The following is a 15,045-nucleotide window of genomic DNA, read 5'->3' on the forward strand; positions in this document are numbered from 1 at the left end:
GTTACCGGCCCTGGCCACTAAACGGCCGGGGCCGGATCGCCGAATTCGACTGTGCTGTCGCCGCTCCGCCCATACGATGACTGTCAACTGGATCGCCTAGTCATCACCACGACTGGAGAGGCTCGCGCGGATGCCGAATCTGAGTGTGCAAATCACTGGCACGGAGGCTGAGCTGGGTGGCTTTCTGCGCAGCCTGGAGTACGAGGCTGACGTGAGGGTCATCTCCAGGGCCGTGATCGTCGGGCCTGAGGATCCCCTTACGGACAGGCCGTTCGGCGCCGGGGAGATCATTGATTTGCTGGTGAGCATTGCCACTGGTCTCGGCACCAATGCCGCCTACGACATAGTGGCCGACCGGTTCCGCCGCTACCGCGCGGAGCGGCGTCATATGCTGATCTCCAGGGTTGAATTGTCGGCACCTGAGGAGGCGGACGACGAGGTGGCGCGCGGCCAGGACGAAGTTGACCCGGGAGAGCTGGAGAACTGATAGTGGTGCACCTCAGGAGCTAGTGATGGGCGATTTTTTTCAATCGTTCAACGGTGCTTACGAATTCAACCCCGCAATGCTGATCCAGCGGCGTCCGCCTTATTCTCGGGAGAACCTTCTCCTGGCAGGTCAGCTATCTCTCCATCACGAGCGGGCGCACTGGTTCCAGTTCGCCGGCTCGACCGTCGGCGCGGTGTTGCTGACCTTGCATCGTGCTGAGGAGATCACCCTTCTGCGCTGGTTCACCGAGGGCGACTTGGAAGCTGCCGCTGTGGCGCATGTGCAGGAATGCCTACGCCGGAATAAGGCGTTACGAGCGAGGGCCGGGGTTGTGCCCCATCAGATTCGCAATTTGGTCGACACTTTCACGGAACTGCGTCTGTCCCGGCTGCTTCTCACCGACTCAGTGCGACGCTCGCAGTTGCCCCGTCCACCCGGTGAGCTGTTGGCGGACGCATTGGTGACTGCCGATCACACCTACGCCATCCACACCGGCGGTCGCCGCCACTGGGGCCCCTGGGCAGCCCGAACAGCTCACCGTCGCGGATTGCTGGATCCGAAGGCTTCCCTGGTCGGAGAGCGAGAGCTGACCACGCGTCATGTCATGGAGGCGGGCGCCTTTCTCAATCAGTGGTCGCTGTTGGCCGCAGGCGGTTGGGGTGAGGGGCCCCCGGTGTCGGGGGCGCGGTACCAGGGACTGTCGGTAGAGAGCCGATACATCCTCATGGACGCTTTCGGAGCGCTGACGCAGCTGTACCGGCTCTGCTTTGACTTTGCCTTCGATCGATGGCAGGACCGGTTTAGAGGCCAGTCTGAATGTGACACGGCCGGGCACTTTGCCAGGGCGCTCCCTGCCTTGGCTTGCTGCTTCGATATTGCACTCAATCCGCCGGTGCTCCCCCTCTGCGTGCCCTCGGCAATAAGCTGGGAGGAACTCTACCCGCCACATCGGTTCATGGCTGCGGTGGAGGCAGTAGGGCAGGTGGGGCTGTTGGACGAGTTTCCCGGAAACGCCTCATATGCGGACTATCGGGATCGCGTCTGTGGGCAGGCGGAATTGGTGATCGGACACTCGGACCGTCGGAGTTTCCAGCATGATAGATTCTCCGCCCCGTTCTTCAAATCGGTGGAGTCCGGCGATCCGATCCTCGAGAAGCTCTCGTACTTCGACTATCTGATCTGGGTTATGGAGTCTTTTGATGAGTTTCGACGCACGAATCCACTTCATTGGGCGATGCCCTCGCTGAACTATATTGCTTTTGATGGCAGAGATGTTTTGTCCGCGATAATCGGGGAGTTTTCCCTGGTTGCCACAACGCCAATGCAGTGGACCGGGGACGACTTTTCTTGGGGCGTCTTGTCGGAGGCTGCAGCTGCGTCCTTTGTCATAGAGAAGAGCGTGCTCCATTGCATGAAGGAGGCGGTGGTCACCTCCGGCACGATTGATTTGCCAGCGGTACTTCCGTTGGAGCTGCTCCGACACGAAGGCTTCCAGAAGCAGGTTCTAGGGGGGTTGGAGGCCACGACGGGGCTACCTGAGTTCGGCAGCCGGGCAATCGGGTTTGGTGACGACGAAGAGACCCCGCCGGTGTCACCGGTAGCCCGGGATATCGTAAAACCCCTGATCCGCAGGGAGCGCGAGGTCTTTATCGTTCGACGTGAGGAGGTCGAACGCCTGGACTTTGCCAGAATCGACGATTTCTTTGCGGCCCTTCGGGCTGCCCCGCTCGACAATGTGCGCAGCGTTGACCTGCGTTTTGACTCGTATCAGGCGCACGGGATGGAACTCTGGCGCGTCGACGCCGTCACGACGTACCTCCGGGAGATGGCGAAGCGCCACCCGAGCTGGCCCTGGTACCTCACGGCGGGTGCGGACCTTGAGAACTGTGCCGGGTTGGTGCTCATTTTTCTCTCCGGCGCGCAGGGTCCCGAGCGGCTGACCAAGGAATACCTGTTGGAATGGCTGATCGCGGTGACTGGTGATCCGCTCGTTATGGAAGGCGAGCGGGCGGGCGTGGATCGGCAGTTTCTCACCGACCTGACCAATGACGTCGCCGAGGCACTGATGGCTATTTGGACGATGCGCTTTGACTGATGGGCCCCGGCAGTCGAATTATCGCCACGGCTTGCCATGCAAACTCTTGCGGCCATGCGTGATCCTTGCTCGGAGAGCGTCTCTTCTGCGGTTGCCGCGTGCTTGGTGGGTTCGGTCTGGCGCGAGACCGCGACCCTTGCAGCGGAGGATGCGAGGTCCTGGTTGATGTGGTTGTTCATCCCTCGTAGCGGGTGTACGCCTCGGTCGTCTGGTACTCGACTGGAGTATCGAGTGCTCGGCGACGGCCTTGAGGCGGATGTGCTCGACGTTGGGGAAGACCAGGATCGTGGCGCGAGTGTTGACGAGAGCCTCCTTTGCACAGCCGACACCGGTGTTGTGCAGCAGGGCGTCGGGGAGTTGCAGCGCACCCGGTTCAGCGCTGCTAAGGGCCAGACGGCGTGGAGGGCATCGATGACGAGTTGCACGTCCGTGCTGTCATGGCCGGATAGCACGGTAGGGGCAGCGCCGGGCTTCGATTTGCTCGGTGACCGGAAGGCTGCACCCAACGTGACCGGCTATTCGGTGAGACGGCGCACTGGCTGGTGGCATCACACTCGGGCAAGACCTTGACGGGGATGAAGGATCACAAGGCCTACGAACGCAACTGCTGCGCACGGAGGACGGGGGCCGGCCGCGTTCACCGCGGCCGGCCCCCGTCCGCTGTTCAGCGGGTGGCCAGGACGGCCAGCACCCGGTCCAGTGACGTCCCCAGGCCCCAGCGGGTGGAGAGCTCCTCCAGGGTCATCGGGTCCAGCGGCTCGTGCGGCAGCGCCGGGTCGAAGTCCGGCAGCGGCGCGTCGGGGGCGACCCGCACCACCGTCGGCGCCACGTCCAGGTAGGCCGCGCCCTCGACGATGTTGCGCCGGCGGGCCGGGGTGAGCTTCGAGCCGATGTCCAGCGCGGCGGCGCGGATGCCCGCGAGGTCCCCGTACTCGTTGATCAGCTGGGCGGCGGTCTTCTCGCCGATGCCCTTGACGCCGGGCAGGCCGTCGCTCGGGTCCCCGCGCAGGGCGGCCATGTCGGCGTACTGCGCGCCGCGGACGCCGTACTTCTCCAGCAGCACGGCGTCGTCGGTGGCCTGGAGGTTCCCCATGCCCTTGACGGGGTAGAGCACGGTGATCGCGCGGGCGTCGTCGACCAGCTGGAAGAGGTCGCGGTCCCCGGTGACGATCTGCACCGGGCCCTTCGCCCGCGCGGTGAGGGTGCCGATCACGTCGTCCGCCTCGTAGCCGGGGGAACCGACCCGGGCGATGCCGAGCGCGTCCAGCACCTGCTCGATCACCGGCACCTGCGGTGCCAGCGTGTCCGGCACCTCCTCCTCGCCGTCCACGGCCGCCTCGGCGACCCGGTGCGTCTTGTAGGTGGGGATGAGGTCCACCCGCCACTGCGGGCGCCAGTCGGCGTCCATGCAGGCGACCAACTGGTCGGGCCGGTGGTCCTGGACCAGCCGGGCGATGAAGTCCAGCAGGCCCCGGACGGCGTTGACCGGCTCGCCCTGCGGGGAGCGCAGGGAGTCCGGTACGCCGTAGTAGGCCCGGAAGTACAGGCTGGCGGAGTCGAGCAGCATCAGTCGCGGTGCGGTCACCCTCCGATCATGCCGTACCGGGCCGACACCCGGGCGCCGCACGGGGCTCAGTGCTCGTGCGGTCCGGCGCGGTGGACCGGGCCGTGCGCGTCGGCGCAGTGCTCGGGGGAGAGGTCCCCCGGGGTGGTGATCTGGAGCAGCGCTCCCGCCTCGTCCTCGCCGACGTGGTCGACCTGGAGGGTGCTGTGGGTGATCCCGTACTCGCCGGCCAGCCGGCGCTGGAGCTTGCGGCGCACGGCGTGGCAGTCGCCGCCCGGGGTCACCAGGATGTGCGCCGACAGGGCCGGCTGGCCGGAGGTGATCTCCCAGATGTGCAGGTCGTGGATCTCCTCCACCAGGGGCTGGGCGACCAGCTGGTCCGCCACCGCGTCCGGGTCGATGCCGGCCGGGGCGGCCTCCAGGAAGATCCGCCCGGAGTCGCGGACCAGGCCGATGCCGGCCTTCAGCATCAGCGCCACCACGATCAGCGAGGCGATCGCGTCGGCCTGCACGAAGCCGGTGGTCAGCATGACCACGCCGGCGACGGCGGTGGCGATGAACGCGTACAGGTCGGTGACGACGTGCTGGAAGGCGCCCTCGACGTTGAGCGAGCTGCGGTTGGCCCTGGACATGCACCAGGCGGCGGCCAGGTTGACGACGATCCCGACCAGTGCGGTGACCAGCACGAGCGAGCCGGCCACCTCCGGCGGTTCGAGCAGCCGGGTGACCGACTCGTAGCCGAGCCAGGCCGACAGCACCAGCAACGTGACGCCGTTGGCCTGCGCGGAGAGGATCTCGGCCCGCTTGAGCCCGTAGGTGTACCCGCCGCGGGCCGGCCGGGCGGCCAGCCGCATCGCGACCAGGGCGAGCACGATCGACGCGGCGTCGGTGAGCATGTGCGCGGCGTCGGAGATCAGGGCAAGCGACTGGGCGGCGAAGCCGACCACGACCTCGCCGGCCATGAACACCACGATCAGCGCGAGCGCGCTCACCAGCCAGCGGCGGTCGGCGTCGGCGGCGACGCCGTGCGAGTGGCCGCCGTGGCCGCCGCCCCGGTGGGAGTGCCCATGATCATGTGCATGATCATCGTGGGAGTGCTCGTGCCCGGCCATCGAAGTCCTCTCCTGGACGTACGGGGGTAGGGGGATGGGCGCAACTGCCCTGCACCCGAAGTGAACCGCAGATCGAACGAAGATCCAAAGGCTGCACTGGAGACCGTTGTCATTGCCGACGCGTAACCCCCGTCCGGTATCGTCGCGCCGCCACTGAGCAGGGGAGAAACAGCATGGAACGGTCCGGGCGGGTCGGCCTCGCGACGATCGCCGGGGAGTGGGGCCGGATCGGGGTGCTCGGCTTCGGCGGACCGCCCGCGCACATCCTGCTGCTGCGCCGGCTCTGCGTGGAGCGGCGCGGGTGGCTGACGCCGGACGAGTTCGAGGACGGCATCGCGGCCACCAACCTGCTGCCCGGCCCGGCCTCCACCCAGCTGGCGATCCTCACCGCCTGGCGCCTGCGCGGCACCCCGGGGGCGCTGGTCGGCGGATTCTGCTTCATCGCGCCCGGGCTATTGCTGATCCTCGCCCTGTCGGTGCTCTTCCTGGCCGGCGACCCGCCCCTGTGGGTGCTCGGTGCCGCGGCCGGCGCGGGCGCGGCCGTCCCGGCGGTGGCCGTGCAGGCCGCCACCTCGCTGGTCCCCGGCAGTCTCACCCGGGCCGGCCGGGGGCGCGCGGCCCGGGCCCGCTGGACGGGGTACGCGCTGGCCGGCGCGGCCGCCGCGGTCCTCACCGGCCCGTGGCTGGTCCTGGTGGTGGTCGCCTCCGGGCTGACCGAGGCAGCCGTCCGCGCCCGGCCCCGACCGCGCGACCCCGGTCCCGACCGCGACCGCGACCGCAACCCCGGCCCCGGCCCCGGCCCCGACCGCAACCCCGGCCGGGAGCGCCCCGGCCGGGACCGCCGCGTCTCGCTGCCGGTGGCCGCCGTGCTGCCCGCACTCGGCGGGCTCGGCGCACTGGCCTGGGTGGCGTTCAAGGTGGGTGCGCTCTCCTACGGGGGTGGCTTCGTGATCATCCCGCTGATGCAGGAGGACGCCGTCGGCCGCCACCACTGGATGACGGACGGACAGTTCCTCAACGCCGTCGCCCTCGGCCAGGTCACCCCCGGTCCGGTCGTGCACACCGTGGCGGTCGTCGGCTACGCGGCCGCCGGGATCGGTGGCGGACTGCTGGCGGCGGCCGTCGCCTTCACGCCGTCCTTCCTCTTCGTGATCCTCGGCGGCCGGCACTTCGACCGGCTCCGGGCCGACCGGCGGGTGCAGGACTTCCTCACCGGCGCCGGGCCGGCCGTGATCGGCGCCATCGCCGGCTCGGCGGTGCCGCTGGCCACCGCGCTCGGTTACGGCTGGCAGTGGGTGGTGCTGGCGGCGGCGCTGCTCTGGCTGGCCGTCGCCCGCCGGGGTGTGGTGCCCGCCCTGCTCGCGGCCGGGGCGGCCGGGGTCCTCGCCGTCGCCGCGGGCCTGCCGCCGGCCTGAGGCCGGTCCGGCGCCGGGCTGCCGCCGGGCGGGCGCCGCCGCCGGCCGGGTGAGCGGCGGTGGCGTCCGGAGGAGCGCCCGCCCCGATCGGGTGACACCGGCTTGCAGGATCGCTCACGGTCCCGCCATGATCACCGTCCGTGAAGATCGACACGGCGGAGGTCGTCCGCTGGCTCGCCGAACTTGAGCCGGTCGCCGAAGACTTGATGAACCGTCATCTCGGCGCGGCGCGCGAGTGGTTCCCCCACCAGTACGTGCCGTGGAGTCTCGGCCGGGACTTCGACGGCCCGCTCGGCGGGGAGCCGTGGCGGCCGGAGCAGTCCGCGCTGAGCCCCGCCGTGCGCTCGGCCCTGGTGGTCAACCTGCTCACCGAGGACAACCTGCCCGGCTACCACTGGACGATCGCCTCACGGACCTCCCGCGACGGCGCCTGGGGCGCCTGGCTGCACCGCTGGACCGCCGAGGAGGACCGGCACGCCGCCTCCATCCGCGCCTACCTGCACGCCGCCCGCGCCGTCGACCCGGTCGCGCTGGAGCGCGCCAGGATGGCGCAGGTCGGCACCGGCGCCGTCCCGGAGCCCCTCGGCGTGATCGACCTGGTCGCCTACGTCTCCGTGCAGGAGCTGGCCACCCGGGTGAGCCACCGCAACACCGGGCGGCTCAGCGGCGACCCGGTCTGCGAGCGGCTCCTCGCCCGGGTCGCCCAGGACGAGAACCTGCACATGGTCTTCTATCGCGAACTGCTGCGCGCCGCCCTGGAGATCGACCCCGACCCCGTCCTCACCGTGCTCGACGCCGCCGTCCGCGACTTCGCCATGCCCGGCCAGGGCATGCCCGGCTTCGCCCGGATGGCGGCCGAGGTCGCGGTGGCCGGCGTCTACGACCTGCGGGTCCACCACGACGAGGTGCTGGTGCCGCTGCTGCGCTCGCTGAGGGTCTTCGAGCTGACCGGCCTCGGCCCGGCCGGAGAACAGGCCCGCGACCGGCTCGCGGACCACCTCGCACAGGTGGACGCCAGGGCCACCCGGTTCGTCGAACGCCGCGCCCGGGCCCTCGCCGCCCGCGCCGGCCGGGCCGGGCACGACCCGGCGGGCACGGACGGCGCCGCCCCCGAGACCGCGTGAGCCGCCCACCCGACCGGCCGACCACAGGAGCAGCATGACCACCACCACCGGCACCCCCGCCGCCGACATCGAGTTCCACTACGACCTCGGCAACGACTTCTACGCCCTCTGGCTGGACGAGACGCTGAGCTACTCGGCGGCGGTCTGGGACGGCATCGCCCGCGACGAACCCGACACCACCGCACTGCCCCGGGCCCAGCGGGCCAAGCTCGCCCTCCACCTCGACCTGGCCGGCGCCGCCCCCGGCGCGGGCCTGCGCCTACTGGACGTCGGCTGCGGCTGGGGCGGGCTGCTGGCGCACGCGGTCGCCGGGCGGAGGGTGGCCGAGGCCACCGGGCTCACCCTCTCCCGGGCCCAGCACGCCCACGTCACAGGCCTCGGCCTGCCCGGCGTCGAGGTCCGGCTGGAGAGCTGGGAGGCCCACCGCCCCGAGCGGCCGTACGACGCCATCGTCTCGGTCGGCGCCTTCGAGCACTTCGCCACCGCCGGCCTCAGCCGCCCCGAACGGGTGGCCGCCTACCGGGCCTACTTCGAGCACTGCCACGGCTGGCTGCGCCCCGGCGCCCGGATGTCCCTGCAGACCATCGCGTACGACGGCGTCGCCGGCGGGGACGGCCCGGTCGGCTCCTTCGTGGCCGCCGACGTCTTCCCCGGCGCCGTGCTGCCCCGGCTGGACGAGATCGCCACCGCCTGCGACCCGTACTTCTCCGTCGCCGTGCTCCGTGCCTCGGCCGAGGACTACGCCCGCACCCTGGGCGCCTGGTCGGCCCGGCTGCTGCGGGCCCGCGCCGAGGCGCGGGCGCTGGTCGGCGAGGACGGCTTCCGCCGCTACCGCCGCTACCTCCGGGCCTGCGAGGTGACCTTCCTGCGCGGCGCGGCCACCCTGTACCGGTTCGGCTTCGTGCGGCGTGACGAGCCGCTGCGGCTGCCGGTCTGAGGCCGGGCGCGTGGAGCTCGCAAGCGCACCGGTGACCAGGCGGCGGGCGTGGGCGGCGGTGGCCGTCGTCTGCGCCGCGCTGTTCCTGCTCGGACTGGACTTCACCGTCCTCAACGTGGCGGTCCCCGGCCTGCGGGCCGAGCTCGGCCCGACCCTGGCCGAGACCCAGTGGATCGTCGACGGCTACGCGCTCGCGCTCGGCGGCTGCGTGCTGGCCGCGGGCGCCCTCGGCGACCGCCACGGCCGCCGCCGGGCGTTCGCCGCGGGCCTCGCGCTCTGCGCGCTCGCCTCGGTGGCCGGCGCCACCGGCGACGGGCCCGCCCGGCTGGTCGCCGCCCGGTGCGCGATGGGGCTGGGCGCGGCGCTCTTCATGCCCGCCACGCTCTCCACCATCGTGCACGTCCTGCCCGGACGGGCCGACCGGCGGCGGGCGATCGGCGTCTGGGCGGCGGTGGCCGGCGTCGGCGCACTGTTCGGCCCGGTCGCCGGCGGCTGGCTGGTCGAGCGGTACGGCTGGCAGGCCGCGTTCTGGCTCAACGTCCCGGTGGCGGCAGCGATCCTGGCGGCGGTTCCGGTGCTGCCGGAGTCCCGCGACCCCGACCCGCGGCGGCTGGACCACCCCGGTGCGCTGCTCTCCTGCGGCGGACTGCTGGCGCTGGTCTGGGGCGTCATCGAGGCGCCCGGGCGCGGCTGGACCAGCGCCGGGGTGCTCGCCGCCTTCGGGGCGGCGGCGCTGCTGCTCACCGGCTTCACGCTGTGGCAACTGCGCTGCGCCGCACCGATGGTGCCGGTCCGGCTGCTGCGCGGGGGACCGGTCTGGCCGGCCACGCTCTGCCTGGCGCTGATGTCCTTCGCCATGTTCGGCGCGATGTTCCTGCTCACCCTCTACCTCCAGCAGGTGCGCGGCCTCTCCGCGTGGGCGGCGGGGCAGCGGATGGTCCCGCTCTCGCTCGGGCTGGCGGCCGGCGCGGTGCTCGGCCCGGTGGTGGCGCGCCGGCTGGGCGCCCGCGTCCCGGTGGCCGGCGGGCTGCTGCTGATCGTCGCCGGCTTCGCCCAGCTGGGCCGGCTGACGGCCGGTTCGGGGGACGCGCCGGTGCTGCTCTTCGAAGGCGTCTGCGGGTTCGGTGCGGGCCTGCTGGCGCCCGTCGCCACCGAACTGGTGATGAGCGCGGTGCCGGCGGCGATGGCCGGCGTCGGCTCCGCGCTCAACGACGCCACCCGGCAGGTCGGTTCGACCCTCGGTGTGGCCGTGCTCGGCTCCGTCCTGGCCACCGTGGCCGCCGGTGCCCCGGTGGCCGGCGCGGCCGCGTTCACCGACGGCCTCGCCGCCGCCTCCCGGGTGGGCGCCGGCGTCGCCCTGCTCGCCGCCGTCCTCGCCTGGTACCGCCTGCCCGGGCGGCGCCCGGCGCAGGCCCCCGTTCCCGTCCCGGAGCTCGACCGGGCGTCCCCGCCACCGAGCCTGCTCGGCCGATGAAAGGTCCCACCGCCATGTCCCAGTCCTACGAGATCCTCCGCGACTGCCTGGTCGAGGAGTTCGACGTCGCCGCCGACCGCGTCGGCCCCGACGCCACCCTCGCCTCGCTGGAGCTCGACAGCCTCGCGCTCGTCGAGCTCTCGCTGATGGTCGAGGAGCGGATCGGCGTCACCGTCACCGACATCCGGCCGGACGGCACCCTCGGCGAGCTCGCCGCGTTCGCGGACGCCGGCCTGGCCGCGGGTGCGGTCAGTTGAGCGGACGCGCGGTGGCCGTCACCGGGCTCGGCCTGGTCACCCCGGCCGGGTTCGGGGCGGCGGCCACCTGGGAGCACTTCCTGGGCGGCGGGCCGACCGCCCGGCCCGACCCCTGGCTGGCCGGGCTGAACGTCGACTTCTCCTGCCCGGTGGACGAGTACGACGCCGCCGGGCTGCTCGGCGGCCGGCTGGCCCGCCGGCTCGACCGCTTCGCCCAACTCGCCGTCCTGGCCGCCCGCGAGGCCGTCGCCGACGCCCGGCTCGACCCGGCGCAGTGGGACGGCACCCGGGTCGGCGTCGTCCTCGGGGTGAGCGCCAACAGCGTGCAGAGCTACCGGGCCGAGTACGCCAGGCTGGAGCAGGGCCGGGCCGACCAGGTCTCCCCGCTGATGCTCCCGCGCAGCATCCCCAACATGGCGGCCGGCGAGGTCAGCCTGGACCTCGGGGCCCTCGGGCCCAGCCTGGTCACCAGCACCGCCTGCGCGTCCGGCACCACCGCCCTCGCGCTGGCCTGCGACCTCGTCCGGGCCGGCACCTGCGACCTGGTGCTGGCCGGCGGCACCGACAGCCCGCGGTTCCCGATGGTGGCGACGGCCTTCGACCGGCTGGGCGCGCTCTCGCGCCGCGGGCACGACCCGGCCGGCGCCTCCCGCCCGTTCGACGCCGACCGGGACGGCTTCGTGCTCGGCGAGGGCGCCGGTGTGCTGGTCCTGGAACGGGCGGAGCACGCCCGGGCGCGCGGGGTCCGCCCGCGCGCCCACCTGGCGGGGCACGGCTCCGCCGCCGACGGGTACCACTTCACCGCCCCCCACCCGGACGGTGCGGGCCTCGCCCGCGCGCTCGGCACCGCGCTCGCCGACGCCGGGCTGGCGCCGTACGAGATCGGGCACGTCAACGCGCACGGCACCGGCACCGCGCTGAACGACGTGGCGGAGGCGGCGGCGCTGCGGCAGGTCTTCCTCCGCCCGCCGCCGGTCACCGCCAACAAGAGCGTGATCGGGCACACCATGGGCGCGGCCGGCGCGATCGAGGCGGCGCTGACCGTCCTGGCGCTCCAGAACCGGCTGATCCCGCCGACCGCCAACCTCGACCGGATGGACGAGCGGATCGAGCTGGACGTGGTCACCAAGGTGCCCCGGCCGCTCGCCGTTCCGGCGGCGGTCTCGGTCTCCTGCGGTTTCGGCGGACAGAACGCGGCCGTCGTACTGACCGCCGCCTGACCACCGCCCGACGGCAGCCGACGGCTCCCGCCCTCGTCCGCCCGCCCCTGCCGTGCTCGCCCCCTCGCCGCCCCCGATCCGCCCCGGAGTCCCGCCATGCCCGCCGGCCCCGCCCCGAGCGCCCCTCCCACCCCGAGCGCCACCCCCGCCACCCCCGCCCCGAGCGCCCCACCCGAGGCCCGCCCCACCGGTCCGTCCGCCCGTCCGCGCCGCCCCGCCGGCCTGCTCGGCCGGGCCAGGCCCGCCGCCGCCCGGCTCTACAGCCGCCTGCTGATGCGACGCCCGCCCGCCGACTGGTCCGTCCCGCGCGCCGACGGCCGGTACGGACCTCCCGCCCCCGCCGACGACCGGCCGCTCGCCCTGCTGATGCTCGGCGACTCGCTCGCCCAGAGCCTCGGCGCCGGCCACGCCGAGGAGACGCTCGGCGCCCGGCTCGCCCAGGCCCTCGGGGAGCAGCTCGGCCGGCCGGTGGACCTGCGCGTCCTCGCACGGGCGGGCGCCACCACGACCGGCGCCCGGCGGCAGGCCACCCGGGCCGCCCGACTGGGGCCGGGGATCGCGGTCCTGATCGTCGGCAGCAACGACATGCTGCTCCCGCTGCCCCTCGGCCGCTCCGCCCGCGGGTTCGCGCACCTGGTGCGGGCGTTGCGCGAGGCCGGCTGGCAGCCGGTCGTGGTGCCCTGTCCCGACCCCGCCCACGGACCCGGCTTCCGCGCCCCGGCCCGCTGGGCGGGCGGCCGCCGCGCCCGGCGCCTGGCCCGGCTGCACATCCGGGCCGCCCAGCGCGTGGGCGCGGTGCTGGCGCCCTCCTCCGGCGGCTACTTCCGGGAGCGGGCGGACGAACTCCTCAGCCCGGACGGCGTCCACCCGTCGCCGCAGGGCTACGCCGAGTACGCCCAGCGGATGCTGCCGGCCGTCCTCACGGCGGCCGGCCTGCTCGCCGACGCCGAGCCCGTGCAGGCGTAGGACGCCTCCGGCGGCCGTACGGGCCCGGCGCAGGGCCCCCGCGCAGGGCCCGGCGCCCGGGGCCGGGCCCCGGCCCGGGTCACCCCGACACGGCCTCCAGCGGAACGGCCTCCAACGGCACCGTGCGGGCCGCCGTCGCCGCCCGGACGAGCGCCTGCATCACCCGCAGGTCCTCGCCCTGTTCGGGGTGCCACTGCACACCCAGCGCGAACCCGGGCCCCTCGACCGCCTCCACGGTGCCGTCGGGCGCGTGCGCGCTCACCCGCAGTCCGTCGCCGAGCCGGTCGACGGCCTGGTGGTGGAAGGTCGGCACGACCAGCTCGCTCTCCGGCAGCAGCCCGCCGAGCAGCGTGCCGGGCACCGGCCGGACGCTGTGCGCGCCGTACCTGCCGGGCGAGCCGGCGTGGACGTCCGGGCTGACCACGTCCGGCAGGTGCTGCACCAGCGTGCCGCCGCAGACCACGTTCAGCACCTGCATGCCCCGGCAGATCCCCAGCATCGGCATGCCGGCCGCCAGTGCCGCCCGGACCAGCGCCGTCTCCCAGACGTCGCGCTCCGGCGAGTCCACGTCGGTCAGCGGGTGCCGGGTCTGCCCGTAGTAGGCCGGGTCGATGTCCGGCCCGCCGGCGATGACGAGGGCGTCCAGCCGGGCCAGCACCTCCGGCGCCCGCTCGGGGGCGTCCGGCGGCAGCAGCACCGCGATCCCGCCCGAGTCCCGTACGTACGCGGTGTACCGCTCGGGCACCAGCGCCACCCGGCGGCTCCGCCAGTCGCTCCAACTCGCGTCCACCAGATAGGTGCTGACGCCGATGAAAGGCCTGCGATCCATGGCGGGCATTCTCCTCCCGTCACTCCTGATAACCCGTCAATCCCGACTCTCGGCGCGCCACACCCGTCCGCCCTCTTCCGCGCCGTCCGTGCCAGGCCGTACGGTTCGCTGTGACCGCCCGCTCTCGCTGAGTGATCGAGGAGGAGGCTTCCGGCATGCCCGACAACGCCACCGCGGACGCACCCCGGCGTGCGCCGCTCACGCTGGACGAGCTGCGCGCCCTGGTCGACGCCGGCGAGATCCACACCGTCGCGCTCGCCTTCACCGACATGCAGGGCCGGTTGCAGGGCAAACGCTTCGCCGCCCGGTTCTTCCTCGACGAGGTCGCCGAGCACGGCGCCGAGGCCTGCGACTACCTGCTGGCCGTCGACGTCGACCTCAACACCGTGGACGGCTACGCCCTCTCCTCCTGGGAGACCGGCTACGGCGACTTCGCGATGCGCCCCGACCTCTCCACCCTCCGGCTCACCCCGTGGCAGCCCGGCACCGCACAGGTCACCGCCGACCTCGCCCGGCACGGCGGCCGGCCGGTCGACGCCGCACCGCGGCAGCTGCTGCGCCGCCAGATCGAGCGGCTCGCCGAGTACGGGCTGGCCGCCGACATCGGCACCGAGCTGGAGTTCCTGGTCTTCCGCGACACCTACGAACAGGCCTGGTCCGGCGGTTACCGCGGCCTGACCCCGGCCAACCAGTACAACGTCGACTACTCGATGCTCGGCACCGCCCGCGTCGAGCCGCTGCTCTCCCGGATCCGCATCGAGATGGCCGGCGCCGGCCTGGTCGTGGAGTCGGCCAAGGGCGAGGCCAACCTCGGCCAGCACGAGATCGCCTTCCGCTACGCCGACGCCCTCACCACCTGCGACCAGCACAGCGTCTACAAGACGGGCGCCAAGGAGATCGCCGCCCAACAGGGCTGCGCGCTCACCTTCATGGCCAAGTACAACGAGCGCGAGGGCAACAGCTGCCACATCCACCTCTCGCTGCGCGACCTGCGGGACTCCTCGGCCGGCCCGCGCGGCGTCCCGGCCTTCGCCGACCGCGACGGGCGGATGACCGACACGATGCGGCACTTCCTCGCCGGGCAGCTCACCGCCCTGCGCGAGTTCAGCCTGCTCTACGCGCCCAACATCAACTCCTACAAGCGCTACCGCCCGGGCTCGTTCGCCCCCACCGCCGTCGCCTGGGGTCGCGACAACCGCACCTGCGCCTACCGGGTGGTGGGGCGCGGTCCCGGCCTGCGGATGGAGAACCGGGTGCCCGGCGGCGACGTCAACCCGTACCTCGCGGTGGCCGGCATGATCGCGGCCGGTCTGTACGGCCTCCAGCACAAGCTCGACCTGCCCGCGCCCTGCCTCGGCAACGCCTACTCGGCCGACGAGTACGCCCGGGTGCCCGGCTCGCTGCGCGAGGCCGCCGACCTCTGGGCCGAGAGCGAGCTGGCCCGGACCGCCTTCGGCGCCGACGTGGTCGAGCACTACCTGCACATGGCCCGGGTCGAGCAGGCCGCCTACGACGACGCCGTGACCGACTGGGAGCGCTACCGATCCTTCGAACGGATGTGAGCA

13 protein-coding genes are annotated in these 15,045 nt (G+C 72.9%); 10 read left to right on the forward strand and 3 right to left on the reverse strand.

Annotated features, from left to right (window positions below):
* Positions 1-130 precede the first annotated feature (130 nt).
* Both J5Y04_RS27995 and J5Y04_RS28000 read left to right on the forward strand, forming a co-directional pair.
* Complete coding sequence (locus J5Y04_RS27995; RefSeq protein WP_209415186.1) at positions 131-487, forward strand: hypothetical protein; 357 nt, start codon at positions 131-133, stop codon at positions 485-487.
* A 25-nt stretch (positions 488-512) separates the two neighbouring features.
* The gene (locus tag J5Y04_RS28000; protein ID WP_209415187.1) at positions 513-2,582 is read left to right on the forward strand and encodes a hypothetical protein; all 2,070 of its coding nucleotides are present in this window, start codon (positions 513-515) and stop codon (positions 2,580-2,582) included.
* Positions 2,583-3,246: 664 nt separating this feature from the next.
* Here the strand turns inward: J5Y04_RS28000 and J5Y04_RS28005 are convergent.
* Together J5Y04_RS28005 and J5Y04_RS28010 are read right to left on the reverse strand one after the other, a co-directional pair.
* The gene (locus J5Y04_RS28005) at positions 3,247-4,149 is read right to left on the reverse strand and encodes a 5'-3' exonuclease (RefSeq protein WP_209415242.1); all 903 of its coding nucleotides are present in this window, start codon (positions 4,147-4,149) and stop codon (positions 3,247-3,249) included.
* A 65-nt stretch (positions 4,150-4,214) separates the two neighbouring features.
* On the reverse strand, positions 4,215-5,258 hold the full coding sequence (locus J5Y04_RS28010; protein ID WP_209415188.1) for a cation diffusion facilitator family transporter: 1,044 nt from the start codon (positions 5,256-5,258) through the stop codon (positions 4,215-4,217).
* 173 nt (positions 5,259-5,431) lie between these two features.
* On the opposite strand from J5Y04_RS28010, the gene J5Y04_RS28015 reads away from it, so the two are divergent.
* The 7 genes from J5Y04_RS28015 (at position 5,432) to J5Y04_RS28045 (ending at position 12,651) form a co-directional block, all read left to right on the forward strand.
* Positions 5,432-6,673 carry a chromate transporter gene (locus tag J5Y04_RS28015; protein ID WP_209415189.1) on the forward strand — a complete coding sequence of 414 codons (1,242 nt, stop codon included), beginning with the start codon at positions 5,432-5,434 and terminating at the stop codon, positions 6,671-6,673.
* Between the two features lie 140 nt (positions 6,674-6,813).
* Positions 6,814-7,797, forward strand: coding sequence for an acyl-ACP desaturase (locus J5Y04_RS28020; RefSeq protein WP_307853332.1), 984 nt, complete (start codon positions 6,814-6,816; stop codon positions 7,795-7,797).
* Between the two features lie 34 nt (positions 7,798-7,831).
* Positions 7,832-8,734 (forward strand): cyclopropane-fatty-acyl-phospholipid synthase family protein, encoded by a 903-nt coding sequence (locus J5Y04_RS28025; protein ID WP_209415190.1) that lies wholly within the window; start codon positions 7,832-7,834, stop codon positions 8,732-8,734.
* Between the two features lie 10 nt (positions 8,735-8,744).
* Complete coding sequence (locus J5Y04_RS28030; protein WP_209415191.1) at positions 8,745-10,208, forward strand: MFS transporter; 1,464 nt, start codon at positions 8,745-8,747, stop codon at positions 10,206-10,208.
* Positions 10,209-10,222: 14 nt separating this feature from the next.
* Positions 10,223-10,465 (forward strand): acyl carrier protein, encoded by a 243-nt coding sequence (locus tag J5Y04_RS28035; protein ID WP_209415192.1) that lies wholly within the window; start codon positions 10,223-10,225, stop codon positions 10,463-10,465.
* Positions 10,462-11,685, forward strand: coding sequence for a beta-ketoacyl synthase (locus J5Y04_RS28040; RefSeq protein ID WP_209415193.1), 1,224 nt, complete (start codon positions 10,462-10,464; stop codon positions 11,683-11,685). Before J5Y04_RS28035 ends, J5Y04_RS28040 begins: the two co-directional genes overlap by 4 nt.
* Positions 11,686-11,781: 96 nt before the next feature.
* Positions 11,782-12,651 (forward strand): GDSL-type esterase/lipase family protein, encoded by an 870-nt coding sequence (locus tag J5Y04_RS28045; RefSeq protein WP_209415194.1) that lies wholly within the window; start codon positions 11,782-11,784, stop codon positions 12,649-12,651.
* A gap of 79 nt (positions 12,652-12,730) precedes the next feature.
* Here the strand turns inward: J5Y04_RS28045 and J5Y04_RS28050 are convergent, their stop codons facing one another.
* Positions 12,731-13,480 (reverse strand): gamma-glutamyl-gamma-aminobutyrate hydrolase family protein, encoded by a 750-nt coding sequence (locus J5Y04_RS28050; protein WP_209415195.1) that lies wholly within the window; start codon positions 13,478-13,480, stop codon positions 12,731-12,733.
* A 155-nt stretch (positions 13,481-13,635) separates the two neighbouring features.
* Between J5Y04_RS28050 and J5Y04_RS28055 the strand changes: the two genes are divergently transcribed.
* Positions 13,636-15,042: a glutamine synthetase family protein gene (locus tag J5Y04_RS28055; RefSeq protein ID WP_209415196.1), complete on the forward strand. Its 1,407-nt coding sequence runs from the start codon at positions 13,636-13,638 to the stop codon at positions 15,040-15,042.
* Positions 15,043-15,045 lie beyond the last annotated feature (3 nt).

This window comes from Kitasatospora sp. RG8 (assembly GCF_017813315.1).
Taxonomy (GTDB): domain Bacteria; phylum Actinomycetota; class Actinomycetes; order Streptomycetales; family Streptomycetaceae; genus Kitasatospora.

Bases quoted from the DNA above. Each gene is read 5' to 3' on its own strand.
- J5Y04_RS27995 (WP_209415186.1), top strand. From the start codon at position 131: ATGCCGAATCTGAGTGTGCAAATCACTGGCACGGAGGCTGAGCTGGGT.
- J5Y04_RS28000 (WP_209415187.1), top strand. From the start codon at position 513: ATGGGCGATTTTTTTCAATCGTTCAACGGTGCTTACGAATTCAACCCC.
- J5Y04_RS28005 (WP_209415242.1), bottom strand. From the start codon at position 4,149: ATGCTGCTCGACTCCGCCAGCCTGTACTTCCGGGCCTACTACGGCGTA.
- J5Y04_RS28010 (WP_209415188.1), bottom strand. From the start codon at position 5,258: ATGGCCGGGCACGAGCACTCCCACGATGATCATGCACATGATCATGGG.
- J5Y04_RS28015 (WP_209415189.1), top strand. From the start codon at position 5,432: ATGGAACGGTCCGGGCGGGTCGGCCTCGCGACGATCGCCGGGGAGTGG.
- J5Y04_RS28025 (WP_209415190.1), top strand. From the start codon at position 7,832: ATGACCACCACCACCGGCACCCCCGCCGCCGACATCGAGTTCCACTAC.
- J5Y04_RS28035 (WP_209415192.1), top strand. From the start codon at position 10,223: ATGTCCCAGTCCTACGAGATCCTCCGCGACTGCCTGGTCGAGGAGTTC.
- J5Y04_RS28045 (WP_209415194.1), top strand. From the start codon at position 11,782: ATGCCCGCCGGCCCCGCCCCGAGCGCCCCTCCCACCCCGAGCGCCACC.
- J5Y04_RS28050 (WP_209415195.1), bottom strand. From the start codon at position 13,480: ATGGATCGCAGGCCTTTCATCGGCGTCAGCACCTATCTGGTGGACGCG.
- J5Y04_RS28055 (WP_209415196.1), top strand. From the start codon at position 13,636: ATGCCCGACAACGCCACCGCGGACGCACCCCGGCGTGCGCCGCTCACG.